Annotated in this window: 29 protein-coding genes; 16 read left to right on the forward strand and 13 right to left on the reverse strand. The window is 65.6% G+C overall.

Annotated elements, in window-relative coordinates:
* Positions 1 to 23: 23 nt before the first annotated feature.
* Entirely contained in the window at positions 24 to 959 is a 936-nt protein-coding gene (locus tag Q0Q48_RS19235; RefSeq protein ID WP_295141071.1) for a hypothetical protein, read from the reverse strand.
* 34 nt (positions 960 to 993) lie between these two features.
* Between Q0Q48_RS19235 and Q0Q48_RS19240 the strand changes: the two genes are divergently transcribed.
* The 3 genes from Q0Q48_RS19240 to Q0Q48_RS19250 all read left to right on the forward strand — a co-directional run bounded on the left by Q0Q48_RS19240 (position 994) and on the right by Q0Q48_RS19250 (position 2,485).
* On the forward strand, positions 994 to 1,548 hold the full coding sequence (locus Q0Q48_RS19240) for a hypothetical protein (RefSeq protein ID WP_295141073.1): 555 nt from the start codon (positions 994 to 996) through the stop codon (positions 1,546 to 1,548).
* Between the two features lie 96 nt (positions 1,549 to 1,644).
* Positions 1,645 to 1,980 carry a hypothetical protein gene (locus tag Q0Q48_RS19245; RefSeq protein WP_295141075.1) on the forward strand — a complete coding sequence of 112 codons (336 nt, stop codon included), beginning with the start codon at positions 1,645 to 1,647 and terminating at the stop codon, positions 1,978 to 1,980.
* Between the two features lie 58 nt (positions 1,981 to 2,038).
* Complete coding sequence (locus tag Q0Q48_RS19250) at positions 2,039 to 2,485, forward strand: DUF3617 family protein (protein WP_295141078.1); 447 nt, start codon at positions 2,039 to 2,041, stop codon at positions 2,483 to 2,485.
* A gap of 8 nt (positions 2,486 to 2,493) precedes the next feature.
* Here the strand turns inward: Q0Q48_RS19250 and Q0Q48_RS19255 are convergent, their stop codons facing one another.
* Positions 2,494 to 3,558, reverse strand: a complete 1,065-nt coding sequence (locus Q0Q48_RS19255; RefSeq protein WP_295141081.1) for an LLM class flavin-dependent oxidoreductase — start codon at positions 3,556 to 3,558, stop codon at positions 2,494 to 2,496.
* Between the two features lie 34 nt (positions 3,559 to 3,592).
* Between Q0Q48_RS19255 and Q0Q48_RS19260 the strand changes: the two genes are divergently transcribed.
* From Q0Q48_RS19260 to Q0Q48_RS19270, 3 genes are all read left to right on the forward strand, one after another.
* A complete protein-coding gene (locus Q0Q48_RS19260; RefSeq protein ID WP_295141084.1) occupies positions 3,593 to 5,179 on the forward strand; it encodes a hypothetical protein in 1,587 nt (528 codons plus the stop codon).
* Between the two features lie 71 nt (positions 5,180 to 5,250).
* Positions 5,251 to 5,661 carry a hypothetical protein gene (locus Q0Q48_RS19265; RefSeq protein WP_295141087.1) on the forward strand — a complete coding sequence of 137 codons (411 nt, stop codon included), beginning with the start codon at positions 5,251 to 5,253 and terminating at the stop codon, positions 5,659 to 5,661.
* A gap of 78 nt (positions 5,662 to 5,739) precedes the next feature.
* Positions 5,740 to 7,437, forward strand: coding sequence for an amidohydrolase family protein (locus Q0Q48_RS19270; RefSeq protein WP_295141089.1), 1,698 nt, complete (start codon positions 5,740 to 5,742; stop codon positions 7,435 to 7,437).
* 5 nt (positions 7,438 to 7,442) lie between these two features.
* Here the strand turns inward: Q0Q48_RS19270 and Q0Q48_RS19275 are convergent, their stop codons facing one another.
* The 3 genes from Q0Q48_RS19275 to Q0Q48_RS19285 all read right to left on the reverse strand — a co-directional run bounded on the left by Q0Q48_RS19275 (position 7,443) and on the right by Q0Q48_RS19285 (position 8,681).
* A complete protein-coding gene (locus Q0Q48_RS19275; RefSeq protein WP_295141092.1) occupies positions 7,443 to 7,739 on the reverse strand; it encodes a hypothetical protein in 297 nt (98 codons plus the stop codon).
* An 89-nt stretch (positions 7,740 to 7,828) separates the two neighbouring features.
* Entirely contained in the window at positions 7,829 to 8,269 is a 441-nt protein-coding gene (locus tag Q0Q48_RS19280; protein ID WP_295141096.1) for a cupin domain-containing protein, read from the reverse strand.
* A 52-nt stretch (positions 8,270 to 8,321) separates the two neighbouring features.
* Positions 8,322 to 8,681, reverse strand: coding sequence for a hypothetical protein (locus Q0Q48_RS19285; protein WP_295141098.1), 360 nt, complete (start codon positions 8,679 to 8,681; stop codon positions 8,322 to 8,324).
* 186 nt (positions 8,682 to 8,867) lie between these two features.
* On the opposite strand from Q0Q48_RS19285, the gene Q0Q48_RS19290 reads away from it, so the two are divergent.
* From Q0Q48_RS19290 to Q0Q48_RS19315, 6 genes are all read left to right on the forward strand, one after another.
* Positions 8,868 to 9,827 (forward strand): NAD(P)-dependent oxidoreductase, encoded by a 960-nt coding sequence (locus Q0Q48_RS19290; protein ID WP_295141100.1) that lies wholly within the window; start codon positions 8,868 to 8,870, stop codon positions 9,825 to 9,827.
* A gap of 151 nt (positions 9,828 to 9,978) precedes the next feature.
* Positions 9,979 to 10,338, forward strand: coding sequence for a hypothetical protein (locus Q0Q48_RS19295; RefSeq protein ID WP_295141101.1), 360 nt, complete (start codon positions 9,979 to 9,981; stop codon positions 10,336 to 10,338).
* Positions 10,339 to 10,498: 160 nt separating this feature from the next.
* Positions 10,499 to 11,734 (forward strand): GTP cyclohydrolase II, encoded by a 1,236-nt coding sequence (locus Q0Q48_RS19300; protein WP_295141104.1) that lies wholly within the window; start codon positions 10,499 to 10,501, stop codon positions 11,732 to 11,734.
* Positions 11,727 to 12,884 (forward strand): URC4/urg3 family protein, encoded by a 1,158-nt coding sequence (locus Q0Q48_RS19305; RefSeq protein WP_295141107.1) that lies wholly within the window; start codon positions 11,727 to 11,729, stop codon positions 12,882 to 12,884. The genes Q0Q48_RS19300 and Q0Q48_RS19305 overlap by 8 nt, the downstream gene beginning before the upstream one ends.
* A gap of 22 nt (positions 12,885 to 12,906) precedes the next feature.
* On the forward strand, positions 12,907 to 13,545 hold the full coding sequence (upp, locus tag Q0Q48_RS19310; protein ID WP_295141110.1) for a uracil phosphoribosyltransferase: 639 nt from the start codon (positions 12,907 to 12,909) through the stop codon (positions 13,543 to 13,545).
* Positions 13,546 to 13,565: 20 nt separating this feature from the next.
* Positions 13,566 to 13,961 (forward strand): MAPEG family protein, encoded by a 396-nt coding sequence (locus Q0Q48_RS19315; protein WP_295141114.1) that lies wholly within the window; start codon positions 13,566 to 13,568, stop codon positions 13,959 to 13,961.
* A gap of 139 nt (positions 13,962 to 14,100) precedes the next feature.
* On the opposite strand, the gene Q0Q48_RS19320 is transcribed toward Q0Q48_RS19315, so the two are convergent.
* The 5 genes from Q0Q48_RS19320 to Q0Q48_RS19340 all read right to left on the reverse strand — a co-directional run bounded on the left by Q0Q48_RS19320 (position 14,101) and on the right by Q0Q48_RS19340 (position 18,920).
* Positions 14,101 to 14,574: a copper chaperone PCu(A)C gene (locus Q0Q48_RS19320; RefSeq protein WP_295141117.1), complete on the reverse strand. Its 474-nt coding sequence runs from the start codon at positions 14,572 to 14,574 to the stop codon at positions 14,101 to 14,103.
* 36 nt (positions 14,575 to 14,610) lie between these two features.
* Complete coding sequence (locus Q0Q48_RS19325) at positions 14,611 to 15,093, reverse strand: TlpA disulfide reductase family protein (RefSeq protein WP_295141120.1); 483 nt, start codon at positions 15,091 to 15,093, stop codon at positions 14,611 to 14,613.
* Positions 15,090 to 16,280 (reverse strand): exo-alpha-sialidase, encoded by a 1,191-nt coding sequence (locus Q0Q48_RS19330; RefSeq protein ID WP_295141123.1) that lies wholly within the window; start codon positions 16,278 to 16,280, stop codon positions 15,090 to 15,092. The genes Q0Q48_RS19325 and Q0Q48_RS19330 overlap by 4 nt, the downstream gene beginning before the upstream one ends.
* The gene (locus tag Q0Q48_RS19335) at positions 16,280 to 18,463 is read right to left on the reverse strand and encodes a TonB-dependent receptor (protein ID WP_295141126.1); all 2,184 of its coding nucleotides are present in this window, start codon (positions 18,461 to 18,463) and stop codon (positions 16,280 to 16,282) included. The genes Q0Q48_RS19330 and Q0Q48_RS19335 overlap by 1 nt, the downstream gene beginning before the upstream one ends.
* Before the next feature lie 64 nt (positions 18,464 to 18,527).
* Entirely contained in the window at positions 18,528 to 18,920 is a 393-nt protein-coding gene (locus Q0Q48_RS19340) for a DUF2946 family protein (RefSeq protein WP_295141128.1), read from the reverse strand.
* A gap of 91 nt (positions 18,921 to 19,011) precedes the next feature.
* Between Q0Q48_RS19340 and Q0Q48_RS19345 the strand changes: the two genes are divergently transcribed.
* Positions 19,012 to 19,437, forward strand: coding sequence for a DoxX family protein (locus Q0Q48_RS19345; RefSeq protein WP_295141131.1), 426 nt, complete (start codon positions 19,012 to 19,014; stop codon positions 19,435 to 19,437).
* On the opposite strand, the gene Q0Q48_RS19350 is transcribed toward Q0Q48_RS19345, so the two are convergent.
* From Q0Q48_RS19350 to Q0Q48_RS19360, 3 genes are read right to left on the reverse strand one after another with little or no spacing between them, the layout of a single operon-like run.
* Entirely contained in the window at positions 19,438 to 20,034 is a 597-nt protein-coding gene (locus tag Q0Q48_RS19350) for an NUDIX hydrolase (protein WP_295141135.1), read from the reverse strand.
* A 1-nt stretch (position 20,035) separates the two neighbouring features.
* Positions 20,036 to 20,794, reverse strand: a complete 759-nt coding sequence (locus Q0Q48_RS19355; RefSeq protein ID WP_295141138.1) for a glucose 1-dehydrogenase — start codon at positions 20,792 to 20,794, stop codon at positions 20,036 to 20,038.
* A gap of 11 nt (positions 20,795 to 20,805) precedes the next feature.
* A complete protein-coding gene (locus Q0Q48_RS19360; protein ID WP_295141141.1) occupies positions 20,806 to 21,123 on the reverse strand; it encodes a multidrug efflux SMR transporter in 318 nt (105 codons plus the stop codon).
* Positions 21,124 to 21,253: 130 nt separating this feature from the next.
* On the opposite strand from Q0Q48_RS19360, the gene Q0Q48_RS19365 reads away from it, so the two are divergent.
* From Q0Q48_RS19365 to Q0Q48_RS19375, 3 genes are read left to right on the forward strand one after another with little or no spacing between them, the layout of a single operon-like run.
* Entirely contained in the window at positions 21,254 to 23,044 is a 1,791-nt protein-coding gene (locus Q0Q48_RS19365) for a peptide ABC transporter substrate-binding protein (protein ID WP_295141171.1), read from the forward strand.
* Positions 23,045 to 23,104: 60 nt separating this feature from the next.
* A complete protein-coding gene (locus Q0Q48_RS19370) occupies positions 23,105 to 24,067 on the forward strand; it encodes an ABC transporter permease (RefSeq protein ID WP_295141174.1) in 963 nt (320 codons plus the stop codon).
* Positions 24,033 to 24,980: an ABC transporter permease gene (locus Q0Q48_RS19375; protein ID WP_295141177.1), complete on the forward strand. Its 948-nt coding sequence runs from the start codon at positions 24,033 to 24,035 to the stop codon at positions 24,978 to 24,980. The genes Q0Q48_RS19370 and Q0Q48_RS19375 overlap by 35 nt, the downstream gene beginning before the upstream one ends.
* The last annotated feature ends 54 nt before the right edge of the window (positions 24,981 to 25,034 follow it).

Below are 25,034 nucleotides of genomic sequence, written 5' to 3' on the forward strand. Positions count from 1 at the left end.
AGACGCTGATCGTTACAACGGCCTCATCGGGGCAGCAAGCGGCGGTAGAGCGGCTGCAGCAGGGTGGGGATGATGTAGATCGGGAATTGCACCGCGGCGATGAACAGGAAGATGTCCGGATCGGCCGTCGCCGGCAGGACCGCCATGAGCAGCGCGTTGTGCCGGCCTCCCGAGCAGTAGCCGACCGTTAGCGCGCTCCGACGGTCGAGGAACGGCCGGGTCGCGACCGCCATCACCAGATTGCACAGGAGCATGCCGGCGAAGGAGCCGGCGACGAAGCCCGCGAGCTTGACAGGCTCGGTCAGCGCGCGGGCGACGACGCCATCCATCAGCGGGATGGCGAATACTATGAGCACGACCACCGAGATCCCATCGAGGGTCGGGCCGGCCGCGATGAGGCGAGGCCCCAGCGAGCGGCGGATCAGGAGCGCCCCGACCAGCGCCACGGCTACGATCATCGCCAGCCTCAGACTAAGGTCGAACAGGCCGATATTGAGGTCGAAGCCCAGCAGCCACAGTGCGAGCGGTGGCAGGGTGAAGGGCACCAGGAAGTTCGTGAACAGCGAGAGCAGCAGGGCCAGCGAGGAATCGAGACGCAGGAAGGTGGCCGTCGTCGCGGCCGAGATGATGCCGGGCGCCATGGCACTGAGGCAGAGCGCCGTGACGAGGCTCGGCCACAGGCCCAGCCCCTGCCAGATCGGCCAGACCACGAGCGGCACCGCGACCAGGTTGAGGACCGCCAGTAGCAGCGCCGGACCCGGGCGGCGCAGGAGTGCCGAGAGGCGGCCCCAGTCCATGCGCGCCAGCGCCAGCATCAACAGCAGCACCACGAGCGGGAGCAGCAGCGGCCGCGCCGCCGCGGCGACGTCCTGAAACAGCAATCCCAGCAGCAGCGAGAAGGGCAGCAGCGTCGTGGCGCGGCGCCCCATGCGCTGCAGGACCGATACGAGCGGATTCATTGAAGCCACCGTAGCACGTGCTAGCCTGCGGCCGATGAACACTCTGCCCGGCGTCTGGCTCGACGATCTCACCCGACAGGAAGCCCTTTCGCGTTTCGGCGGCGATGCTGTCGCGGTTGTCCCCGTCGCGTCGGGGCGCGTGGCCCAACCTCACCTACCGCTCAAGACGGCGACGCTGGTCGCCCGCGCGCTCGGCCAGAAACTGCTGGAGCGGGTGCCGGTCGTCATGGCGGCCGTGGTGGATGCCGGTTCGATCCGGCAGCGTGACATGCTGGGCCAGATCCTGGGGGCACGACTGGACGAGGTGCGGTCGCTCGGCGCGCGCCGCCTCGCGATTCTCGACGTGGCTCCTTCCGGTGGTGCGCCGCTCGACGTTGCCGGGGATGTGCTGATGCTGCGCATCTGCGATCGATCCGATGCGGCCGAGTTCGCCACGTCCTGCATGATGGCACTCGACCCGCGTAGCGTTCGCATGGCGCTCCTGCCGGCCGGCTCGTACAGCGACGCTTTTAGCGGCGAACGCCGCATGTCGAGTGAGGTCGATGCCATCGCCACGGCCCTCGTTACGAAGTGGCCCGATCTTATTTAACGGTACGGTCCCTTACGCTGTGGCGCTTCGGTCCGCGGACTGGCACAAGTGCCACTTATGCCGCTGCACTGGACCGTCGACTCCAAGGAAAGACTCGTGATCGCGACCGCCGAAGGCGTCGTTACCCGTGCGGAGGTCGAGAATTACCTAGAGGTGATGGCCGGAGCCGGCTCGCTGTCTTACCGCAAGCTGTTCGACTGCAGTCGCGGCGATACCGCGATGACCGCGGAGGACATGCTGGCGATCGGCGTGAATATCCGTACGCGACATGCCGCCGCCGGCACGCTGGGACCACTGGCCATCGTCGTGCCGCCCGAGCAGTCCGAGCTGGTTTCGCGAGTGCTGGGGATTCTCGCCACGGCCGACCGCCCCATGCGGATCTTTTCAGATGCCGAACCGGCGCGGCGCTGGATCGAGAGCCTGCCGAAGTAGGCGACGGCGCCCGGCGTTATCGGCTATGGTCTGGCGCACCGCGCAAGCAGGAGTTTTCATGAATCTTTTCGGACTGTCGGCCTTCGCAGCCGCGTCGCTGATCGTCGCCACCGCCAGTGCACAGACGGCCATCCAGGCGGGTGAATGGGAGACGACGGAGAAGACCACGATGGAAGGTGTGCAGCCGATGCCGCCCTCGTCGAAGAAGGTCTGCCTCAAGGCCGACGAGGCCCAGCTCGAGCGCCTGCTGTTCCCGACGCCGGACGAGATCAAGCGGCATGGTTGCAAGTACGAGCCGGGTGCGAAGAAGGCGGGCGTGCTCGCGGCCACCCTGACTTGCCCGCCGAACGACCAGGTGCCGGGTGTTACCGCCAAGGCCGAGATCAGCTACACGCAGACCAGCTACCAGGGCGTTGGGCAACTCGAGGCAGCCGACAAATCCGGCACGACGGTCAAGGGCAAGAGTGAACTGAGCGGCAAGCGGCTGGGCGACTGTCCGAAGTAGGCCCGGGATCAGGAGAAGGCGGGCATCACCTGCTCGCCGAATCGGCGCATGGACGCCAGATTCTGGGGCTGGCTCATGGCGCCAAAGCCGGTCTGGCAGAGCAGGTGCCGCACGCCGACGTCGCGCAGCTCCGCCACCTGCTCACGGACGCGCTTCGCCGAACCATACAGACAGCCGGTGCGCAGCAGGAAGGGCACGGCTTCGGAATCCGGCACCTTGGGATCGGTCCAGGCATTGAGCGTCGCGGGCTCGGGCGCGAAATCGGCCGGATTGTGCGCTTCGCGCACGTGCATCATGTGCTCGCGCGTCTCGACCAGCAGGGCGGCCAGCGCGTCCTCGGCCTCGGCATCGGATTCTCCCACATAGACGTTGCGCCATAGTGCGCTCTGGGCGAGCAGCCGCGCCTTGGTCGCAGCGTCGTGGCCGCCTTCGTCGATGCCGGCAGCGTAGGTCGCCCAGCGTTCCCTGATGCGCTCGACCGGCAGGCGGGCGGTCAGGATCGGCATGCCGAGCCTGCCGCATTCCCTGAAGGAGCCGGGCGAGATCACGCTGCGCCAGAGCGGCGGGCCGGGCTGCTGCACCGGCTTGGGCCGGATCGCCGGCACGTGCAACTTGTGGAAGCGGCCTTCGTAGTCGAGCGGTGATTCGGTCCAGGCACGCTGCAGGATGTCGACCGTCTCTTCCATGCGCTCGCGGCTGTCGGTGCTGCGCATTCCGTGGCCGACAAACTCGTACTCATTGTAGGCCGTGCCCTTGCCGATGCCGACGTCGATGCGGCCCTTGCTGAGATTGTCGAGCAGGGCGAGCTGGACGGCGAGGCGAACCGGATGATGGAAGGGCGTCTGCACCACGGCGAAGCCCAGTCGAACCTTGCTGGTCTTCATCGCCAGCGCTGCTGCGAACATCAATGAGTCGCAATAGACGCTCTCGCCGGTGAAATAGTGCTCGGTCAGCCAGACGTCCGAAAAGCCCAGCCGTTCGGCCTCGCAGGCCTGCGCCACGATGTCGTCGATGCGGGCAGCGTCCTCGTCGGGTGAGGGCGACATTGCCAGGGTAAGCCATCCGAACTGCATTCTACTCTCCGCGTGGCGCCTGCAGTCCTATAGCATGCAGGGCCGTTTCCGCCCGTCTGGCTTCACCTCGTCGGACGTACTAACAACTGCCGTCGTGGTCGCTGTGCTGAAGAACGCTCTTTTGATCCTGGTTTCCGTCGTGCTTTGCACGGCGGCGGCCGAGGGCATGGTCCGTTGGCTGGACGCGCAGGAGCCGAGCGCCGCGCTGAAGTATCTCGATGGTCTCCCTTTGGCAGAAGGTGTGCAGCGCGCCTGGTTCGGCGAGGATCCGCCGCCGCTGCCGAATCGCCATGCTGTCTCTTCCGAAGCCGTCGAACTGGTCAGGCGGGTCGAAGCGAGCGGCGTGACCGAGGGGACGCGCCGGTCCGACATGTTCAAGGTGTGGAACAGCGCCTTCGTCGGCCCCGATCCCTGCGCGCATCCTTATCTCAAGGACGCGCCGGGCCAGATCTACGTCTACGATCCGCCCGACGGCAGTCCATGGCCCCGCTTTCGCTTCCTGCCCGACACGACGACGCCGATCGGGCTGGTGACCAATGCCTACGGGTTTCGCGGCGGTCCAGTGCCTCTCGCGCGCCAGCCGAAGACGATTCGCATTGCGTTCATCGGCGCGTCGACGACGGTGGCTTCGCACCACTTCCCTTATTCCTATCCCGAGCATGTCGGCTATTGGCTCAATCGGTGGGCCGCCGCGAAGAAGCTCGACCTTCGCTTCGAGGTCCTGAATGCCGGGCGCGAGAGCATCGGCTCGCCCGACATCGCGGCCATCATGCGCAACGAGGTGGCGCCGCTCGCGCCCGATCTCGTCGTCTACTACGAGGGCGCCAACCAGTTCTATCTGGAGCCGCTCGTGCCCCAGCTTCCACCCCGTCCCGCGAGGTTGCCGGTCGCGCCGCCGCCGGCCCCCGGACTTCTCGAACGCATCCTCGAGGATCTGAGCTACAGCTCCGCGCTCGCCAAGAGACTGAAGAACCTGGTCGCCGAGCACACGTCGCCACGGGACCCCAAGCCGGCGCCCGGCGGCAGCGCACCGGGTGCCGACGGTCGCGAATGGCCCAAGCCCGACTACACGCTGGTCTGGCCGAAAGGCGTCGATGAGAAGGATCCCGACCTCGCGCGCAAGGACCTTCCGGTCACTCTGTCGGCCATCCTGGCCGATCTCGGTCGCATCGAGGCGACGACGGAAGCGGTGGGCGGGGAACTGGCGCTGGCCTCCTTCAAGTGGCTGGTCGAGGACGGGATGGTGCTCGATCCCGTGCGGCATCGCTTCATCCTGGAGTATCTCAATTTCGGCTATGCCCCATTCCGCTACCGGGACCTGGCGCGACTGGCCCGGTTCCAGAACCGCGTGCTGGAGAAGTACGCGAAGGAACACCGGATCGACTTCCTCGATGTCGCCCGCCTGATGCCGTCCGATCCGGACCTCTTCATCGATGCGATCCACGGCACGACCGAAGGCGTGCGGTTGCGCGCGTGGATCATGCTGCAGCTCCTCGTGCCTGTGATCGACCGGCACCTGGCCGACGGCACCTGGCCGAAAAAGAGCTTTCCGATCGTACCACCGCCGGCGCCGTACAAGCCGCGCGTGGTCACCTTCCAGTGCGAACGCAAGGCGCGGTGATCCACCTCGGCAAACACCTTGCAGTCACAAAGAGATAATCCTAGGTTCTCCCGTCACTCGGGGGGAGGAAGATGAAACTGGGATTTTTGGCGATCATGTCGATCGCCTTGGCGTCTGCGGGCGCAGGCTCCGCGGCAGCGCAGCAGACCACGCACGGGTGCGCCTGTCTCCACAACCAGACGCAAGCGCAGATCAGCTATCGCTACAAGTGGGGCGAGGGCGAGTGGAAGACGATGCAGCTAAAGCCTGGATACAACAATTGGATCTGCTGGCAGTACCAGAACGGGCAAAAGAGCTCGCCGAACCTGCTCTTCCAGCTCGACGTCGACATGTCCAAGGGCAGCGCCTGGACGACCTACTCCATCGCGCGCGTGCAGACCGTGGGCGCGAGCTGTGACGCGGTGGGAGCGGGCGGCCACTACAACGTCAGCTACCGGCCCAACACCAACAACTCATTCATCCAGGTGACGAAGCGCAACTGAGTTCTGCGGCGCGACGCGCTCGCGTTGACAGGCCGACAGGACATTCGCACGCTTCCGGCAAATCACCGGAGGAAACGAATGGCGCGCTACGATCGAGTGATCCGCGGCGGCATGATCGTCGACGGCAGCCGGCTGCCGCGCTTTCGCGGCGACATCGGCATCAAGGATGGCCGCATCGCCGAGATCGGCCAGATCTCACCGAACGACGCCGGCGAGGTGATCGACGCCGGCGGCCTGATCGTGGCGCCGGGCTTCGTCGACCTGCACACCCATTACGACGCACAGCTCTTCTGGGATCCCTACTGCACGCTCTCTTCGTGGCACGGCATCACCTCGGTGGTGATCGGCAATTGCGGCTTCGGTTTCGCGCCGGTTCGGCCGGCCGAGCGCGAGCGCGCCATGATGTCGATGACCCGGGTCGAGGCGATCCCCATGGCCTCGATGAAGGAGGGCATGCCTTGGAACTGGGTGACGTTCCCCGAGTTCCTCGACAGCGTCGATGCCGCGCCCAAGGCCGTGAACGTCCTGCCCTATGTGCCGGTGTCGCCGCTGCTCATCTGGGTGATGGGATTCGAGGCGGCGAAGGCTGGGAAGATGCCGACGCCGGAGCAGCATGCCGAACTCAGGCGCCTGCTCAACGAGGCGATGGACGCCGGCGCCTGCGGCTGGTCGGCTCAACGCATGAAGCCCACCGGGCCGGCGGCGGTGCAGCGTGACTATGACGGAACCCCGATGCCCACCGACGTGATGCATGACGAGACCTGCCGCGAGCTCGCGCGCGTGCTGGCCGAGCGCAACGAGGGCTTCATGCAGATGCTGCTGATCTCGGGCGACAACGCGGCCGACCGAGCCTTCTATGAGGAGCTCTCGATCCTGAGTGGCCGGCCCATGATCATGAACGTGATCCAGGCCTTCGATCACCGGCCCGAAATCCACCGGCGCGGACTCGCTTGGCTGAAGAGCTGCCGCGAGCGCGGCATCCGGGTCGTAGGGCAGGGCCTCACGACCGACGCGGGCTTCACCTTCACCTTCGAGGATTGGAACCTGTTCGACGATTCGCGGGACTGGTGCGACGCCACGACCGGCACGCGCGAGGAACGGCTGGCCAAGCTCGCCGATCCGGCGCGCCGTGCCCGTCTGCGCGAAAACCTGCCGATCACCGCGACCGGTCCGCTGCCGCAGATCGCCATCGTCGGGCCCAAGACCGAGCGCAACAGGAAGTGGCTCGACCATACGCTGGCCCATGCCGGCGAGAAGATGGGCAAGCATCCGGTCGACGTCATGCTCGACATGGCGGTCGAGGAGAATCTCGAAACCGAGTTCTTTGCCGCACCGCCCAATGGCAGCATCGAGTATCTCAAGGAACTGGTGGACGATCCGTACATCCTGTTCGGCGTGTCCGACGGCGGCGCCCACACCAAGTTCCTGACGGCCGGCCGCTATCCGACCGAGACGATCTGCAAGGTGGTTCGTCAGCACGGCATGCTGAGCCTGGAGGACGTGCACTGGCGGCTGTCGGCGCTGCCGGCCGAGGTCGCAGGTTTCCGCGGCCGCGGCATGCTGAAGAAGGGCGCGCCGGCCGACATCGTGATCTACGACTATGACGGGCTGAAGGTCCTGCCCGACGAGATCGCACACGACCTGCCGGGTGGCGAATGGCGTCGCGTGCAGCGCGCCTCGGGCTACAAGTACATCCTGGTCAACGGCCAGGTGACGATGCGCGATGACCGGCCGACCAATACCTACTCAGGCCGCCTGCTGCGGCATGGGGCTTGAGTGCCTTACTGGCAGCTCTGGCCCTTTACCGGCACGCGCAGTTTCCAGCACAGAGTCTCGCCGTCGGCGGCGCGGCCGGAATTGCAGAAGTAGACGTCCTTGTCCTTCTGCATCCACAGGCCGCCGGGGATCGCCGCCTTGATGTCGAAGCCCGTGGAGATCAGCAGGCCCGGTGACATCGCCGGCGCCTCGGAATATTGCGACACGCGGGTCGGCGGCTTCTGCTGGGGCGGCTGCTGCGGCTGTGCCCACGCTGCGCCGCTTGTCAGGCAACCGAGCGCGAGCGGCAAAAGCGTTTTCATTGGAACTCCGTACGCCAGAATGCAGCAATTCTAGGTTGATAACGGATTTCATGCAACGCAGGCGAGTAGGCGTCACTCCTGTGCGGTACCTACTCCACCACCGTTGTTTCGAAGTCGGCCGGCATCGTGATCTCGATCAGCTCGAGGTCGTCGCTGTGGTCGATTTCCTTGTGCTTCACGCCAGGCGGTTGATAGACGGTCGAGCCGGCGACCAGCTTGTGCTGGCCATAGCCTTCATATTCGAAGATCGCCCAGCCCTTCAGCACGTAGACGAACTGGAACTCGAGCGCGTGGCTGTGGCGCGGCGCGTCCGGATGCTGTCCGGGCACGGCGCGGATGACGTGCGCGCCGACCTTGCCGCCCGTCAGTTCCTTGAGCCCAAGCGGCCGATATTCGAAGAAGGGCCGGAGCCCGTCCCTCTGGAAGGAGTCGGGTCCTAGATGGTTCACGATGCCGGGGCCGCCGGTCGCGGTCGCTTCCTTGAGCTTTTCTTCCTCGGCCTCGCCAGTCGTCGGAAAGAGATCGGGCATGCCATCCTCCATCTTGTGTTGGAAGCCAGCATGCCCGTTTACGCGGACCCGGTCAGCAGTGCGTGACCTCGCGCATCTGCCAGCACTGCACATCGCCTTCGATCGGGCGGCCGGAATTGCAGTAGTAGACGTCCTTGTCCTTCTGCAGCCAGAGGCCGTTGGGCACCGCCGCCTTGATCTCGTACCCGACCCTGATCATCGTGATGGCGGACTGGCCCGGCATCGGTGTGTATTGCGTCAGGCACGAGGGCGCCTGACCCGGTGCCTGGGCCTGGGCCTGGGCCGGAAGCTGGCCCGCAGTCTGCGCCGGGGCCGGCTTGGAGCCGGGCGACTGCTGCGAATAGGCGATAGTTCCGGCAGCGACGGCGGCCACCGCTGCAAGCGCGACGGTGCCCGCGACGAGCATTTTCATGTCCAGCTCCTCGGTCATTCCCCGACTTCGAACTGACGGGTCCGGCATCCCCACACCGGCCCACCCACACACATCGGGGGCGGAAGCTAAATATATTGCAGTAGCGGCGCAACCTTGAAAAATTACGGTCCGGATACGGAAATTGCCGGGCCACCGAGGAGGGGTGCCGGTTCGTCTCTTTGTGCCTTGGCAGACGGGTTGCGGTCTGCGGATTATCGTCGGGATAGCCTGAGGAGGACGATCCTGCCGAAGACACTGTTCATCGATTCGACGCCGGACATCGATCGCGTATGGAAGCAGGTTCATGGCGCGACGGACATCCCGATCGTGGTCGGCATGGGGCCGGTCCCTGAGGAGGAGGTGCCGGGCCGGGTCGAGGGCTATGACACGGTCATCAATGACGCGACCTATTTCAGCGAGTCCACGCTCAGGCGCTGTACCGGGCTGAAGCACATCGTCTTCCTCGGCACGGGGGCCGCGAGCTTCGTCGACCTCGCGGCGGCGGAACGGCTTGGCATCAAGGTCTCGACTATCGGCGGCTACGGCGACACCACGGTCGCCGAACATGCGATGGGCCTGGTCTTCGCCGCAGCCCGCCACATCGCGACCATGCACGTCATCGTGCGCGGCGGCGGGTGGCGGCCGATGCAGGGCATGGAACTAAAGGGCAAGACTTTGGGCGTGGTAGGCTTGGGCGGCATCGGTCGGGAGATGGCGCGCATCGCCCAAGGCGTCGGCCTCAAGGTGATCGCCTACAACCGCTCGCCCGTTCCGGGCGCCAGCGTGCCCATGGTGACGATCGACGAGCTCCTGGCGCAGTCCGACATCGTGAGCCTGCACCTCGCGTTGAACGATGCCACGCGTGGCTTCCTCGACCGCGCGAAGCTAGAGAAGACCCGTCCGGGCGTCCTGATCGTCAACACCGCACGGGCCGGCATCGTCGACGAGCCGACGCTGGTCGACCTGCTGCGTTTGGGTCGCATCGGTCACTACGCAACCGACGTCTTCGGCAAGGAGCCGACGCCTCCCGACGAACCGCTGCTCGAGCTCGACAACGCCACGTTGACTGCGCACGCCGGCTACAACACGCCCGAGGCGGCGATGACGATGTACCGACGCGCCATAGACCTGGCGGCAAAGGGATAGGCCGGGAGCGGCCTCGCTTTTGGCCGGATCTTCGGGCAATGTCCGGTAGCATGATGGAAGAGATTCGCACTTCTATCGCGCAGGACGGGGGGCAATGGTTGCGATGGCGTCGGCGTTGGCAGCCACCGATCTCCGAGGGCCATAGCAGGCAATGAAGCGCAAGATCGTAATCCCCTCCTTGCTTCTTCAACCGATGCTCGTTGCAGTAGTCGCCAGCGTGGCGCGGGCCATAGTCTATGTCGTGAACCCCTTGGCGGAGAACGGCGACGCCTGGGTCGGTTGCCTCCTTGCCGGCGCGTTTGCTGGTTCCATCGCGACGGGGCTCATGGCCAGGGCTTGGCCGGAGACGGACGACACGAACCTGAATCGAGGCATTTCCTGGGGCGGATTCTCGGTCGAGTTTTCCGGTGGCGGTGGAGGCGAGGTGCACGATTATGGCGATGCGGGTAGTGGCGATGCCGGTATCGGCGATGGCGGTGGGGGCGATGGCGGCGGTGGTGGCGGGAAATAAACTAAGCGCCAGAGCGGCAATCTTGGGCAACATCGCCCTTCGTCACGGCGCGTGAAAGTTCGTTCCATACGCCTTTAACCGGTTCCACCAGCGTCTTCCTTTGGTCATCTCCCCGCTGTAAGCTTCCTCGCTTTCCCGCTCCCGGAGGACCGGAAAGCACATGGCGCACATCAGACTGAACACGCATCCCAGCCAGGGCGGCCAGCCGGCCCCGCCGGTCGTCTGGGGCGCGCGCGATCCTGCGGTCCGCGGGCCCGTCGTCGGCACGGTTGGCCTTACCTCCCGGCGGAACGTCATCGGCGTCCATTCTGGTAGCTACGGCATCTATCGCGCGCTCGCCATCGCGGCGCAGGAGCTCAAGGCCGACCACCGGCCGGACCTCACCAACACCTCGCCGGCCGAGCGCATCGGGCCGTTCGAGAGCTGGTTCGATCCGAAGAAGATCGTGTCGCTCGACCCGTGGGGCCACCTGGTTTCTGAGGTCTTCGCCGACAAGCTGGCGGCGGGCTGGGACATCAGACCGACCATCGCCATTACCAAGGCGCACGTGAACATGCCGGAGATCATGGAGGCCCTGGCGGCCGGCCGGCTGAAGCCCGACAACGACATACTGAGCGGCACCGGTGACGTGAAGGTGACGAAGGCCGCGATCGAGCCGGTCTGGTGGCTGCCGGGCATCGCCGAGCGCTTCGGCGTCAAGGAGACGGACCTGCGCCGCACGCTCTTCGAGCAGACCGGCGGCATGTACACCGAGCTGGTGACGCGGCCCGACCTCGAATTGTTCCTGCCGCCGATCGGCGGCGCCACGATCTACTTCTTCGGCGACGTGTCGAAACTAGGCAAGCCCGAAACGAAGATCGCCTGCCGCCTCCACGACGAGTGCAACGGTTCGGACGTGTTCGGCTCCGACATCTGCACCTGCCGGCCCTATCTCGCGCACGGCATCGAGATCTGCATCGACATGGCGCAGAAAGGCGGCGTCGGTGTCGTCATCTACAATCGCAAGGAAGGCCGCGCGCTGGGCGAGGTGACCAAGTTCCTCGTCTACAACGCGCGCAAGCGGCAGCCCGGCGGCGATTCGGCGGCGCAATACTTCAACCGCACCGAATGCGTGGCGGGCGTTCAGGACATGCGTTTCCAGGAGCTGATGCCCGACATCTTCCATTGGCTCGGCATCAGCCGTATCGACCGCTTTGCCTCGATGAGCAACATGAAGTCCGACGCCCTGCGGGAGCAGGGCATCGACATCGTCGAGCAGGTGCCGATCCCCGAGCACCTGATCCCCGCCGACGCGCTGGTCGAGATGGATGCCAAGAAGGCGGCCGGCTATTTCAGCCCCACCAAGCCCGGTTCGAACGAACTGGCGCGGGCCAAGGGGCGTGGCCTCGATGAGTGATTCGTTGGCTTATCTGCGCACGCCCGCCGCGATCCGCGAACGGGCGGCGAAGGTCCTCAAGTATGTCGAGGACGGGCAGTCGCAGTGGTTCCAGCTCGACCCGAACGGGCTTGAAACGGCTGTGCAGGCAACGCTTGCCGTCACGCGCGAGCGCTTTCCCGATCCGGCGGCGATCCCGTTCCATTCGCGCTGGCGGCATTTCGAGTCGGGTGGGCGTGACCGCTGGAAGGCCCTGGCCGAGCGGCTGAAGCATCTGCCGGCCGAGGAGATCGCGCGGCGCCGCATGGACCTTGCTGTCGTGTCCGTCCTGCTCGATGCCGGCGCCGGCGCGACCTGGAGCTATCGCGAGCCCGGCACCGGCGAGACCTATGCGCGCTCCGAGGGGCTGGGCGTCGCCAGCCTGCACATGTTCGCCAACGGCGCCTTCAGCCGCGACGCCACGGGCGATCCGCTAAGGGTCGATGCCGAGCGCCTGGCGCAGCTCACGCCCATGGACATCGCCATGGGTTTCCAGGTGAAGGCGCACAATCCGCTGCTGGGCCTGGAAGGCAGGGCCGAACTGCTGCGCAGGCTGGGCACTGTCGGACTGGAGCGGCCGGGCGCGCTGTTCGACATCGTCGTGGCAAATGCAGTGGGCGGCGAGGTAAAGGCCGAAGCCATCCTGGCGGCCGTACTCGACAAGCTGTCGCCGATCTGGCCCTCGCCGCGCGGCGACGTGTGGGAGCATCCGGTGGTCGGGCTGGTGCCGTTCCACAAGCTCTCGCAATGGATGAGCTATTCGCTGGTCGAGCCGATCGAGGGCACGGGACTCAAGGTCGTGGCGCTCGATGCGCTGACGGGGCTGCCGGAGTATCGCAACGGCGGTCTGCTGGTCGATGCCGGCGCGCTCCAGCCCAAGCAGCGCGTGCTGCTGGAGAAGAGCTTCGCGCCGGGCGACGAGGCGATCGTGGAATGGCGTGCGCTCACCGTGGCGCTGCTCGACCGGATCGCCGAGCATGTCCGCCTGCATCTGGGGATGGATGCCGCGCATCTGCCGCTAGTGAAGGTGCTGGAAGCCGGCACGTGGTTTGCGGGACGCAGGCTGGCCGCGGAGCGCCGCCCGGGCGGCGGCCCGCCCATCACCGTCGAAAGCGACGGCACGGTGTTCTAGGGTTTTTGGGGAGAAGAAGACGATGTCATTGCCGCACTCGATCCATGTCGTGACGCACCCGCTGGTTCAGCACAAGCTCACCAAGCTGCGCGACAAGGCGACTTCGAGCACGAATTTCCGCCGCCTGCTGCGCGAGATCGGGCTGCTGCTGGGGTACGACGCCACGCGCGACCTGCCGATGGTGCAGGCGCGCATCGAGACGCCGATCGAGGCGATGGACGCACCGCTGCTCGACGGCAAGAAGCTGGTCGTTGTGCCGATCCTGCGCGCCGGTCTCGGCCTCGCCGAGGGCGTCACCGACCTCGTGCCACTGGCGAGGGTGGGCCATGTCGGGCTTTATCGCGACCCGCGCACTTTGCAGGCGGTCGAATACTACCTCAAGATCCCGCAGGACATTTCCGATCGCGACGTCATCGTCTGCGACCCGATGCTGGCCACCGCCCATTCGGCCATCGCGGCGGTCGACCGGCTGAAGGAGTCGGGCGCCAAGCGGATCAAGTTCATCTGCGTGCTGGGCTCGGAGCAGGGCGCGCGGGCCTTCGCCGAGGTCCATCCTGACGTGCCTGTCTTCGCGGCAGCCATCGATGCAAAACTCAACGACCACGGGTATATTGTTCCCGGGCTCGGCGATGCGGGGGACCGTCTCTTCGGGACCAAATAACGATAATGGGAGAAACGCCAATGTCTCCGGACCTGAAGTACCTCCTCTTTTCCGTGATCCTGACGTTCGTGCAGATGCTGGTGGCGGCCATGGGCGCCAACCAGGCGGTTGGTCTCAACACGCTCGCGGGCAACCGCGAGGGCCTGCCCGAGATCAAGGGCTGGGCGGGAAGGGCCAAGCGAGCCCATCTCAACATGGTCGAGAACATGGTGCTGTTCGCGGCGCTGGTGCTGATCGCCGCCGTGGCCGGCAAGGCCAACGCCATGACGGCGATGGGCGCGGCGATCTTCTTCTGGGGCCGGGTCGCCTATGCCGTGATCTACGTCGCGGGCATCGCCTGGCTGCGCACGCTGGCCTGGTTCGTGTCGGTCATCGGCATGGTGCTGATCGCCGTCGAGCTGCTTAAGGCGATGTAGAAAGAATCAGCTCCGTCATCCTGAGCGGAGCGCAGCGTAGCCGAAGGATCTCTTTTCGCTTCGTCACATCGTGCGTCGGAAAAGAGGTCCTTCGACTTCGCCGCCCTTTGGGCGCCTTCGCTCAGGACGACGAATTCAGCTAATTCTTCCCGTGGCCGTGCGGCATGGCGCCCATCGCTTCGACGTTGAGCTGGATGTCGATGCTGCCGGCCTTCTCGAAGACAAGCGTCAGCGGCATCTTGGCGTCTTTGGCGAGCGGCGCCTTCAGCTCCATGAACATGATGTGATAGCCGCCGGGCTTCAACGCCACGGTGGCGCCCGGCGGAATCTCGAGCCCATTCTTCAACTCGCGCATGCGCATCACGTTGCCGTCCATCTGCATCTCGTGGATCTCGACCTTGTCCGATGTATTGCTGCGCGCGGCGACCAGCCGGTCCGTGACGGTCCCCTTGTTGGTGATGATCATGAATCCACCTCCGGTGCGTGCCGATGGCGGCGTGGCGCGGGTCCAGGGGGTCGTGATTTCGATCGAACCGATCTTGTAATCCTCGGCCGTTGCCGGCAGCGCGATGAGGGATAAGGCGGCAGCGAGGAAGAGACGGCGGCTTGTCATGATGGCACTCCTGGTGGGTTGGTTGATGGAATTGGTTCAGCGGGTCTTCTGCGCGTCGAGCCAAGCGCGGACCTCTGCGAGGTCAGCGACTCCTGTGAGGACAGTCTCCTTGCCGTCGCGGTCGATCAGCATCGTGCGTGGCAACTCGCCCGCCCAGGCCGGATCGATCTCGTAGCGCAGCCGCTCATTGAAACGGTCGGCGAAGGCCCAGTTCTCGGCCTTTCCGAGATCGGCGCGCGCCAGCATGTCGGCAACTCGCGCCGGATCCTGCGGCACCGGATCGGCGGCGACCATGACGAGGCGCATATCGGGCCGCTCGCTGCGCAGCCTGCCCCATTCCGGCATTTCGACGAGGCAGGGGGCGCAGGTCAGCCCCCAGAAGTGGATGACGGTCGGCTGGCCGTCATGGGCGGCGCGCAGCTTGGACCAGCTTCCACGGCCGAACGATTGAAGGTCGGCGGACTGTGCGGCGGCCGAGGCGAGGCTCAGCACGAGGGCGAGGAGGAACGTGCGGATCATGGCTGGTCCTCCAGCGGAATCAGGCGATAGCCGTCAGCCTTGGTGAGCCACGACAGATAGGCGCGGCCGGCGTTGGCGACGAGCAGGGGATGGTCGGAGGCGTCCGCGGTATCGGCGACGGTGCGCGGATCGCTCCAGGTGCGGCCGCTATCGCGGCTCACCTGCCAGCGCACCATCGACTTGGTGCCGTCGAACTCCTTCCACACCAGGTGGAGGGCGGTGCCGTTGGCCAGCAGATAGGGACGCGCCGGCTGGCGCCTGGGTGCCGACAGTGCTCGCGGCGCGCCGAACGGCGTGTCGCCGTTGTCGGCGCGGGCATAGAACAAGCCCTTGCGCGCCGATCCGTCGGTGAACCAGGCGACGTGATAGGAGCCGTTCGGAAGGATCGCAATGGTCGGCCCGTGATGCGGGCAGGCCTCGATTTTCCATTCGTCGGCGCTGACGCGGCGCACCGGGCCGGGAGTCTTCTCGTCCTTGAAAGTGACGACGCCGTGGTCGCGGATCGAGCCGGGGAAGATGTTGCGGAACACCACGGCGGGCTTGCCGGGGCCGGCGAAGGCGACGCCGAGGCGGCAGCATTCGCAGGTATTGTCGAGGGCGATGGAGGTCGGGCCGAAGCCCGCTTCGCCGTCCTCCCAGGCATAGGCGAGCGCGGCGCCGGGATAGGGCTTCCCGGCGGCGCGCGCCTTGGCGACGTTGCGCTTGTCCAGCCAGGCAGCGAAGACGCGGCCCGTCGACGGGTCGACTGCCGCGGTCTCGAAGCGCTGGCTGGTGGGATCGGCGGTAATCGGCTGCGGCTTGCTGAAGCTCGCGCCGTTGTCGCGTGAGCGCGAATAGAAAGCGCGACCGTTGAAGTTGCGATCCTGGAAGATCGCGAAGGTCACGACCAGCCCGCCCTTCGGATCGACGACGATGCGGGCCCGTGCGTCGGGTCCCCAGTCGAGGTTCATCGGCTGGGGCGTCACGGCGACCGGCTCGGAGAAGGTCTTGCCGAGGTCGGTCGAGCGCACGACGACGATCTTGTCGGCCATGGCGCGGACCAGCCACAGGGTACCGTCCGGGCCGAAGGCCGGTGTGGCGGTGAAGGCCTCCGGCGAGGCCGCCGGTTTGCCGTGCTGGTGCTGATGCTGGGCGGCGGCGGAGCCGGCGACCAGCATCAGCATGGCCAGAGCGAGAAGAGCGCGCATCAGAATTTCACCCTCAGGCCGGCGGTGGCAGTCAGCGGCATGCCAAGCTGCGGGATGGCGGACGGGGCGACCGTCGAGCCCTCGAACGAGGTCCGCGTGTAGCCCTGCGCCAGGTACTGGACGTTCGTCAGGTTCTGGATGCTGCCATAGATATCGACGTCCTTCACGGGGGTCCAACGCAGGCCGAGGTCGATGAGGGTCGCGCCATCGTTCAGCTGCGTATGGTTGGTGTCGTTCCAGTATTGCGGGAAGGACTTCAGTGCGGCCGTCAGCACGAGGGTCTCGATCGGCCGCCATTCGACGCCGGCGGTGAACATGTAGGCCGGCACCTGTCCGAGCTGGACGCCGGTGCGCACCAGCGTCGGATTCACCGAGCTGGTGAGATAGGCATTCGTACTGGTGAAGCCGCCGGTCAGCCGCAGCTGCTCGAACGGCTGCCAGGTGGCGATCAACTCGATGCCCTGGAAGGTGGCATTGCCCACGTTCTGGTATTGGCGGACCGTCGTGAAGTTGGCGCCGAGGCCGGCCGCGCCGACATAGGGCGCGGCGCAGGCCGGGCTGGTGTTGCAGACCGTGATGTAGTCGATGAAGTTGTTCAGGTTGTTGTTGAAGTAGGTGCCCGACAGGGTAAAGCCCTTCCATTCGAAGTCGAAGCCGACCTCCTGGCCGAAGTTCGTCATCGGCTGGAGGTTTGGATTGATCGTCGAGTAGCTCGTGCCGCTGGCGAACACCCGGTACATCTGGTTCATGCCGGGCGCCGAAAAATTGCGGTAGATCGCGGCGCGCAGGGTCAGCTCGTCGCTGGCATAGAACTTCATGCCGATGCGCGGGTCGAAGCTCGCCGCGCTGGCGTTCGGCACGACGTTCAGGTTGCTCGAGTTCGTCGTCAGCACACTGGCATTCATCGCCTGCCAGAAATCGCCGCGAACGCCCACCGTGATGTCGATCGGAATGCCGGTGAAGCGATAGGTGCCCTGGCCGAAGATGCCCTGGAAGCGGTGCTCGCCGTTCACGATGAATGTCGTCGGGTTGGCGGACACGTTGGCATAGAGGTTGTTGTAGTCCGTCACCATCGTGCGGCGGGCGTCGACACCGACCTTGACGTCGCGCAGCGGGCCGAAATTGGCCTCGTAGAAGACCGAGCCGCCGATGTCGGAATTGGGCGCGGCCTCGATCTGGCTGACATACTGGTTGGTGGCGCCGATGTTGTTCAGCGTGTAGGCGCCGCTGCCGACGTTGATGGTGCCGAAGGAGCCGCCGCTCAGCCAGCCGCTGAAGTTCAGCGACTGGTTCTCGTCGAACTTGTAGCTGCCCCCCGCGAGCAGTCGGTAGGTCGACCAGTTGTTGTGGGCGTAGGTCCAGACCAGCCCGTCCTCGAAGGTCTGGTTCCAGTAGCCCTTCGCGAAGAGCTTGAGATTCTCGTTGGGCGTCAGGAACACGCTTCCCGCGATGTTGTCGGCCTTGGACGCCGTCGCGACGAGATTGGCGTTGCGGTACTGGGCGGGCGTGAGGTTGTAGCCCGAGCTCTGGGCGTGATTGTAGCTCGCGCCGATCTTGACCTTGTCGTTCACGACGTAGCTGCCGGCCGCTTCCGCCGTGGAGCTGTTGTAGCTGCCGTAGCTCGTATCGGCCGAGGCCGCGGTGCTCGTCGGTTCGCGCGTGATGATGTTGATCACGCCGCCCATCGCCATGTTGCCCCACAGGCTGGTGGCGCCGCCGCCGCGGATGACCTCGATGCGCTCGACCGAATTCTTGGGGATGGTGCTCCAGTTCATGGTCCGGAAGTAGGGATCGTTGACCGGCACGCCGTCGACCATGATCAGGGTGTTGATCGTGGTGCTGGTGCCGAAACCGCGGATGTTGACGGGCTGGGCGGTCGGATGGAGTTGGCCGGTCGGGATGGTGGGCAGCCAGACGCCGGGGATGCGGTTCACGATCTGGTCAACGCCGGTTTCGGGCGTGGCCTGGATCTGCTCCCGGCTCATCACGGTCGTGCTGACGTCGAGCTTCTGGAGGTCGGAGCCGCGACCCGCGCTGACCGTGATCGGCGGCAGCGAAACGGGTTGCTGGCTTGCGGCGGGTGCCGGAGCTGCGGCTGGCGGCGCATCCTGCGCGCAGGCGAACGACGGAATCAGCCCGAGGGCTGCAAAGGCGGTGGCCGTGGCCACGCGAACGGACAGCATGAAGACTTCCCCACGAATGACAGACGAACGCGACGCACGGCATGGTGCGTCGCGGGTTCAGGCGTCAGACGGGAGAGGGTGGACCGCGTGGTCGGTTGGGCCCGTCGCGGATGCCGACGGGAGCGAGCGCTTCATCGTCTGCTGCAAGGACAATCGTTCCGGCAACAGGCTCGACGAGCAGGAAGGCGGTATCGGAAGGCTCGCCCAGCATCGGCGCGTGCGCGAGGCCCAGGCAGCATTCGTGGATCTTGCCGGCCGGCTGTCCGGGCGCCTGCGCGTCGTCTTCGCCGGCGGAGGGCAGGCAGAAGACACCCCAGGTCCGTGCGGCGGCGTCGGGCCCGCCGTCGCGCATCAGGACGGCATGGGCCAGCGGCTGGAAGAAGTTGAGCGTGATCGCAAACAACGCCACGGCGAAAGCCGCCGCGCGCCAGCCCCGGTCGGGTCTTTTGCGAATCATGGCTGAATTACGCATGAAAGGAGGCGGAGTGGAAGGGGGCAGCTTGTCGCTTTATGGTCCAGCCGCATCATCTCGGGGGAGGAATAAACCTATGGGACGTAATGACATTCCGCGCGTCATCGCGGCTTTCCTGGACAGCGGCATCGGCTGGTTCGTGGCGCGGCTGGTGCTGACCTTCGTCTTCTGGAGTGCAGGTCTCGCGCACCTGATCGGCTTCGAGCACAGCGTCGCCGAACTCAAGACGCTGGGCCTCGAGCCGGCCGGTTTCCTCAACGTCGTGCTGATCGTGACCTTGCTGGTCGGCTCGCTGCTGATCCTGCTCGATCGCTGGCTGTGGCTGGGCTGCGGCATCCTGAGCGGCTTCCTCGTGGTCGCCATCGTGCTCGCCCATCCCTTCTGGACGATGCAGGAACCTGCCCGCACCCCGCACTTCCGCGTCGCCATGGAGCACATCTCGCTGATCGGCGGCTTCATGGTCTGCGCCATCGCGGGTCGGCTGCGCGATTTGCGGCGGTAGCTAGTCCAACAGCGCCGCCAGCCGCCTGTCCCGCGTCTTGCGCGCGAAGGTGTGCAGCAGCCACATCGCGCCGCTCTGGAAACCGTGCAGGGTGCGGCGCCCGTCGCGCAGTTCCTCGAGGAAGGTGGGAAAGGGCACTTCGTGTGTGACGATGACTTCGCCGTCGTCGAGCCGGGGCTCGGAGACCTTGCGCGCATCTAGGGCCACGAAACAGTGCACGCGGTTGTCGAGCCGCGGCGCATTGGCGAAGAAGGAGCCGAGCGGGTGCCACTCCTCGCTCGCGAAACCGGTCTCTTCCAGCAGCTCGCGCCTGGCCTGTTCGACCGGCTCGCCCGGCCCTTCCTGAACGCCGCACGGCAGCTCGATCACGATCTCTGTCGCGCCGTGCCTATATTCCTCGACCAGGACGATGTTGCCGTCGCGGGTGATCGCGATCGCAGTGATCCAGTCGGGCTGCTCGATGACATGAAAGGGCGTGAGGACGCGGCCGTTGGGCAGCTCGACCGTGTCGGAGCGCAGCGCCAGCCAGCGGTCGCGGTAATTGTATTTCGACTCCAGCACCTTCCAGGGCGCGACGGTCTTGCGGTCTTCCGCCACGTCAGACCGCCGTCCAGCCGCCGTCGACCACCAGCTCCGCGCCGGTGACGTAGGAAGACTCGTCCGATGCCAGGAACAGGATGGCATTGGCCACTTCGTCGACCTCTCCGGCGCGGCCAAGCGGCACGCCCTTCAAGGTCTTGGCGCGCTCCACCGGATCGGCGGTGCGGCCGGACGTGCGCATCGGCGGCATCAGCCCCGGATGTACCGAGTTCACGCGGATGCCTTCCTTCCCATGCTGCGCTGCAGCAGCTTTGGTCATCAGCCGGACGGCGCCCTTTGAGGCGTTGTAGCCGACATGGATGTAGGACTGGCCGACGATCCCCGAGATCGACGACAGATTGATCACCGAGCCCGGGCCGCCGCTCTTGCGGATGGCGGCGATGCCGTACTTCATGCCGAGGAAGACGCCGGTCGAGTTGATGTCCATCAACCTGTGCCACAGCGCCGTATCGTAGAGGTCCTCGGCCGCCGAGCCGGAGATTCCGGCGTTGTTCACCAGCACGTTGAGACCGCCATGGGCGGCGACCGTCTGGTCGACGGCGCCCTGCCATTCATCTTCCTTTGTGACGTCGAGATGCATATAGGTCGCCGTGCCGCCAGCTCTGCGGATCTCCCTAACGACGGCCTCGCCGTCCGTGTCGAGTACGTCCGCCACGACGACAGCCCTTGCACCCTCGCGGGCGAAAAGGCGCGCGGTGGCTGCGCCCATGCCGCTTGCGGCGCCGGTCACCAACGCCACCTTGTCCTTCATCCTCATCCTGTGTCCCCTCAGGCGAGCTTGAGGCCGACGATGCCGGCCACGATGAGGGCGATCGAGACGATGCGGATCGTCGAGGCGGTATCGCCGAAGGCCAGGATGCCCACGGTGAAGGCGCCCACGGCACCGATACCAGTCCAGATTGCGTAGGCAGTGCCCATCGGGATGGTGCGTTGTGCCCACATAAGCAGCGCGCCGCTCACCACGATGGCAACCGCGGCAAAGAGAAGCCATCCGGGCCGGATTCCCTCATCCGTCCAGCCGAGCTTCAACCCCACGGGCCAGCCGATTTCGCAAAGTCCCGCCAGGAAAAGAGATATCCAAGCCATCCAATGCCTCCCCCGGAGCAAGTGCTGTCGTTGACTGCGGCGTTACAGCCTGTAACGATCAAGGATTGCACGCATCTTGCAGCATAGCGAGGGCGGCATTGGGAAGGGCATCGATCTTGGGAGTTTTGAAATGAACGAACGTGAACTGCGAGGCCTCATCGGCAAGGTGAAGGCCGGCAAGCTTTCGCGACGTGGTTTCGTGCAGGCGATGATGGCGGTGGGCATCGGCGCCCCGGCCGCGGGCCAGATCCTCATGCATTCCGGCGTGGCGATGGCGCAGAGCCCCTCGACCTACAAGCCGACCAAGCGCGGCGGCGGCGGCCCGCTCAAGCTGCTCTGGTGGCAGGGTCCGACGCTCCTCAACCCGCATTTCGCGGTCGGCACCAAGGATCAGGACGGTTCGCGCCTGTTCTATGAACCGCTGGCGGCGTGGGATGGCGACGGCAACCTCAAGCCCAAGCTGGCGGCCGAGATCCCGACCAAGGAGAATGGCGGCCTTTCCGCCGACGGCCTGTCGGTGACCTGGAAGCTGAAGCAGGGCGTCACCTGGCACGACGGCAAGCCCTTTACGGCCGACGACGTCGTGTTCAACTGGGAATATGCCAAGGACCCGGCGACGGCCGCCTATACGATCGCGTCCTACCAGGATGTCATGGTCGAGAAGGTCGACCAGTACACCGTCAGGGTGAAGTTCAAGAAGCCGACTCCGTTCTGGGCCGATGCCTTCGTCGGCACGCGCGGCATGCTGATCCCCAAGCACCTGTTCGCCGACTTCATCGGCGCCAAGTCGCGCGACGCACCCACCAACCTGAAGCCGGTCGGCACCGGTCCCTACATGTTCAAGGACTTCAAGCCGGGCGACCTGGTCACGGGTGTCGCAAACCCGAACTACCATCAGGCCAACAAGCCTTATTTCGACTCGGTCGAAATGAAGGGCGGCGGCGATGCCGTTTCGGCGGCGCGCGCGGTGCTGCAGACCGGCGAGTTTGATTTCGCCTGGAACCTGCAGGTCGAGGACGAGATCCTCACGCGCCTGGAGAAGGGTGGCAAGGGCAAGGTCTCGATCACGCCCGGCGGCAACATCGAGTTCTTCCTGATGAACACGACCGACCCGTGGACGGAAGTCGACGGCGAGCGCTCCAGCCTGAAGACCAAGCACCCGACGCTGAGCGACCCCGAAGTCCGCAAGGCCCTGGCGCTGCTGGTCGACAACAAGTCGATCCAGGATCACATCTACGGCCGCACCGGTCCGGCGACGCGCAACTTTCTCTACGGTCCGTCGCGCTTCGATTCGAAGAACAACCCCATCGAGTTCAACGTCGACAAGGCCAACGATATCCTTGAGAAGGCGGGCTGGAAGAAGGGCGCCGACGGCATCCGCGCCAAGGACGGCAAGAAGCTCAAGTTCGTCTACCAGACCTCGATCAACCAGCCGCGCCAGAAGACGCAGGCCATCATCAAGCAGGCGGCCCAGAAAGCCGGCATCGACATCGAGCTCAAGTCGGTGACGGCCTCGGTGTTCTTCTCGTCGGACGTGGCCAATCCCGACACCTACACGAAGTTCTACACCGACCTCGAGATGTACACGACGACCATGGGCCAGCCCGATCCGGGCACGCACATGCTGCAGTTCGTCTCGTGGGAAGCTGCCACCAAGGAAAACAAGTGGCAGGGCCGCAACATCACCCGCTGGCAGAGCCCGGAGGCCGACAAACTCTACCGCGAGACCGAGGCGGAACTCGATCCCGTCAAGCGGGCCGCGTCGTTCATCAAGCTGAACGACCTCGCCGTCCAGAACCAGATCGTGATGGGCATCGTGCAGCGCCCGACGGTTTCGGCGCAGGCTTCGAAACTCAATTGCCAGATCAGCGGCTGGGACAATAACACCTCGGATCTCAGCGACTGGTTCAAGGACGCCTAAGTCCGAAAACGCCCTCCCCGCCACGCGCGGGGAGGGCTTTCCTTTTTGCAGGTCCATCGCGTGAGCAGGCAGTACGTAATCCGGAAGCTCCTGATCATGATCCCGAGTCTGCTCGGGATCAGCATCGTGCTCTTCGCCCTCCTGGCCATGGCGCCCGGAGATCCTTTCGACGAATTGGCGACAAACCCGGCGGTTCCGCCCGAGGTGCGTGCCGCATTGCGTGCCAAGTTCGGTCTCGATGACCCGATCTGGATGCGTTACTGGCACTGGCTGATCGCCCTGCTGCAGGGCGACTGGGGCTTCTCCTTCGTCAGCCGCATGGACGTGAGCACGCTGATCCTGCAGCGCCTGCCCGTGACCCTTGTCGTCATCGGCGCGTCGCAAATCCTGGCCATCGCCATCGCCATCCCGGTCGGCGTGCTGGCGGCGACGCGGCCCTACTCGCTGTTCGACCAGATCGCCAACACCTTCGCCTTCATTGGCTTCTCGCTGCCGACCTTCTTCACCGGCCTGGTGCTGATCCTGGTCTTCTCGATCCAGCTAGACTGGCTGCCGTTCGTCTACCGGGCGGACATCAACGCGACCGGCTGGGCGTTCTACTGGGAGCACATCAAGCAGTCGATCATGCCGGTGACGGTGCTGGGGCTGTTCCAGGGAGCGGCGCTGGTGCGCTTCGTGCGTTCCTCGGTGCTCGACGTCATCCGCCTCGACTACGTCACCACGGCGCGGTCCAAGGGCATCGGTGAGCGCAAGGTCATCACCCGGCACGTGGTGCGCACGGCGTTGATACCGGTCGTGACCCTGGTCGCGCTGCAGATGCCCATCGTCTTCAGCGGCGCGGTCGTCACGGAGCAGATCTTCCGCGTGCCCGGCATCGGTTCGCTGCTGATCACCTCGATGCTTTCGAACGACACACCTGTCGTCATGGGCGTTACCTTCGTCTCGGCCTGCCTGGTCGTCATCTTCAACCTCATTGCAGATATCCTTTATGGCTGGCTCGACCCCCGCATCGCTTTCCGCTAGCGCTCCGGCCGCTGTGCCCGGCGGGCGCAAGGCGCAGCGCTTCTCGCCCTGGCACGAGGCCTGGCGCCGCTTCCGGCGGCACAAGATGGCCCTGTTCTCGGCCTTTGCGCTGTTCCTGATCGTGTTCGGCGTGCTGGCCGGCCCGTTCATCTGGCGCGTGCCGATCAACGAGATCGACTTCGCTGCCAAGCTGCAGGGGCCGTCCTGGAGCCATCCGCTGGGCACCGACGATCTCGGCCAGGACCTGCTGGCGCGGCTGATCTACGGCGGCCGCATCTCGATCGCGGTCGGCGTCGCGGCGATGGTCGTCGCCATCTTCTTCGGTGTCCTGGTCGGCGCCATCGCCGGCATGTCGAGCGGCCGGGTCGATGCGGCGCTGATGTGGGTGACCGACCTCTTCCTGTCGCTGCCGCAGCTGCCGCTGCTGCTGCTGGTCATCTATCTCTTCCGCGAGCCGGTGAAGGGCGTGCTGGGAGTCGAGGGCGGTGCCTTCGTGCTGATCGTCGCCGTCATCGGCGGCACGCGCTGGATGTCGGCGGCGCGCCTGGTGCGCGCGCAGTTCCTCTCCTTGCGCGAGAAGGAGTTCGTCGAGGCGGCCCGCGCGCTGGGCGCCTCGAAGCTGCGCCAGGTGGTCCAGCACATCCTGCCCAACGCGCTGGGGCCGGTGATCGTGGTGGCGACCATCGACATCGCCGCCGCCATCATCGCCGAGTCGACGCTGTCGTTCCTCGGCCTCGGCTTTCCGTCGGACGTACCGACCTGGGGCAGCGTGCTGCGCGACGCCAAGGATTATCTCGACATCGCGCCGCACTGGGCGCTGTTTCCCGGCTCGCTGATCTTCATCACCGTGCTGGCGATCAACTTCATCGGCGACGGACTGCGCGACGCGCTAGATCCGCGGCGTGTTCTCTAGGACGGGTGTAGCGTGGCTGAACCTCTGCTCGACATTCGCGGTCTCAAGACCTGG

The sequence above is a fragment of the uncultured Reyranella sp. genome (assembly GCF_945957355.1).
Lineage (GTDB): Bacteria > Pseudomonadota > Alphaproteobacteria > Reyranellales > Reyranellaceae > Reyranella.

Excerpts from the sequence above, each read along its gene's own strand:
- Q0Q48_RS19235 (WP_295141071.1), bottom strand. The coding sequence starts at position 959 with ATGAATCCGCTCGTATCGGTCCTGCAGCGCATGGGGCGCCGCGCCACG.
- Q0Q48_RS19240 (WP_295141073.1), top strand. The coding sequence starts at position 994 with ATGAACACTCTGCCCGGCGTCTGGCTCGACGATCTCACCCGACAGGAA.
- Q0Q48_RS19250 (WP_295141078.1), top strand. The coding sequence starts at position 2,039 with ATGAATCTTTTCGGACTGTCGGCCTTCGCAGCCGCGTCGCTGATCGTC.
- Q0Q48_RS19255 (WP_295141081.1), bottom strand. The coding sequence starts at position 3,558 with ATGCAGTTCGGATGGCTTACCCTGGCAATGTCGCCCTCACCCGACGAG.
- Q0Q48_RS19260 (WP_295141084.1), top strand. The coding sequence starts at position 3,593 with ATGCAGGGCCGTTTCCGCCCGTCTGGCTTCACCTCGTCGGACGTACTA.
- Q0Q48_RS19265 (WP_295141087.1), top strand. The coding sequence starts at position 5,251 with ATGAAACTGGGATTTTTGGCGATCATGTCGATCGCCTTGGCGTCTGCG.
- Q0Q48_RS19270 (WP_295141089.1), top strand. The coding sequence starts at position 5,740 with ATGGCGCGCTACGATCGAGTGATCCGCGGCGGCATGATCGTCGACGGC.
- Q0Q48_RS19275 (WP_295141092.1), bottom strand. The coding sequence starts at position 7,739 with ATGAAAACGCTTTTGCCGCTCGCGCTCGGTTGCCTGACAAGCGGCGCA.
- Q0Q48_RS19280 (WP_295141096.1), bottom strand. The coding sequence starts at position 8,269 with ATGCCCGATCTCTTTCCGACGACTGGCGAGGCCGAGGAAGAAAAGCTC.
- Q0Q48_RS19285 (WP_295141098.1), bottom strand. The coding sequence starts at position 8,681 with ATGAAAATGCTCGTCGCGGGCACCGTCGCGCTTGCAGCGGTGGCCGCC.
- Q0Q48_RS19295 (WP_295141101.1), top strand. The coding sequence starts at position 9,979 with ATGAAGCGCAAGATCGTAATCCCCTCCTTGCTTCTTCAACCGATGCTC.
- Q0Q48_RS19300 (WP_295141104.1), top strand. The coding sequence starts at position 10,499 with ATGGCGCACATCAGACTGAACACGCATCCCAGCCAGGGCGGCCAGCCG.
- Q0Q48_RS19305 (WP_295141107.1), top strand. The coding sequence starts at position 11,727 with ATGAGTGATTCGTTGGCTTATCTGCGCACGCCCGCCGCGATCCGCGAA.
- upp (WP_295141110.1), top strand. The coding sequence starts at position 12,907 with ATGTCATTGCCGCACTCGATCCATGTCGTGACGCACCCGCTGGTTCAG.
- Q0Q48_RS19315 (WP_295141114.1), top strand. The coding sequence starts at position 13,566 with ATGTCTCCGGACCTGAAGTACCTCCTCTTTTCCGTGATCCTGACGTTC.
- Q0Q48_RS19320 (WP_295141117.1), bottom strand. The coding sequence starts at position 14,574 with ATGACAAGCCGCCGTCTCTTCCTCGCTGCCGCCTTATCCCTCATCGCG.
- Q0Q48_RS19325 (WP_295141120.1), bottom strand. The coding sequence starts at position 15,093 with ATGATCCGCACGTTCCTCCTCGCCCTCGTGCTGAGCCTCGCCTCGGCC.
- Q0Q48_RS19330 (WP_295141123.1), bottom strand. The coding sequence starts at position 16,280 with ATGCGCGCTCTTCTCGCTCTGGCCATGCTGATGCTGGTCGCCGGCTCC.
- Q0Q48_RS19335 (WP_295141126.1), bottom strand. The coding sequence starts at position 18,463 with ATGCTGTCCGTTCGCGTGGCCACGGCCACCGCCTTTGCAGCCCTCGGG.
- Q0Q48_RS19340 (WP_295141128.1), bottom strand. The coding sequence starts at position 18,920 with ATGATTCGCAAAAGACCCGACCGGGGCTGGCGCGCGGCGGCTTTCGCC.
- Q0Q48_RS19345 (WP_295141131.1), top strand. The coding sequence starts at position 19,012 with ATGGGACGTAATGACATTCCGCGCGTCATCGCGGCTTTCCTGGACAGC.
- Q0Q48_RS19355 (WP_295141138.1), bottom strand. The coding sequence starts at position 20,794 with ATGAGGATGAAGGACAAGGTGGCGTTGGTGACCGGCGCCGCAAGCGGC.
- Q0Q48_RS19360 (WP_295141141.1), bottom strand. The coding sequence starts at position 21,123 with ATGGCTTGGATATCTCTTTTCCTGGCGGGACTTTGCGAAATCGGCTGG.
- Q0Q48_RS19365 (WP_295141171.1), top strand. The coding sequence starts at position 21,254 with ATGAACGAACGTGAACTGCGAGGCCTCATCGGCAAGGTGAAGGCCGGC.
- Q0Q48_RS19375 (WP_295141177.1), top strand. The coding sequence starts at position 24,033 with ATGGCTGGCTCGACCCCCGCATCGCTTTCCGCTAGCGCTCCGGCCGCT.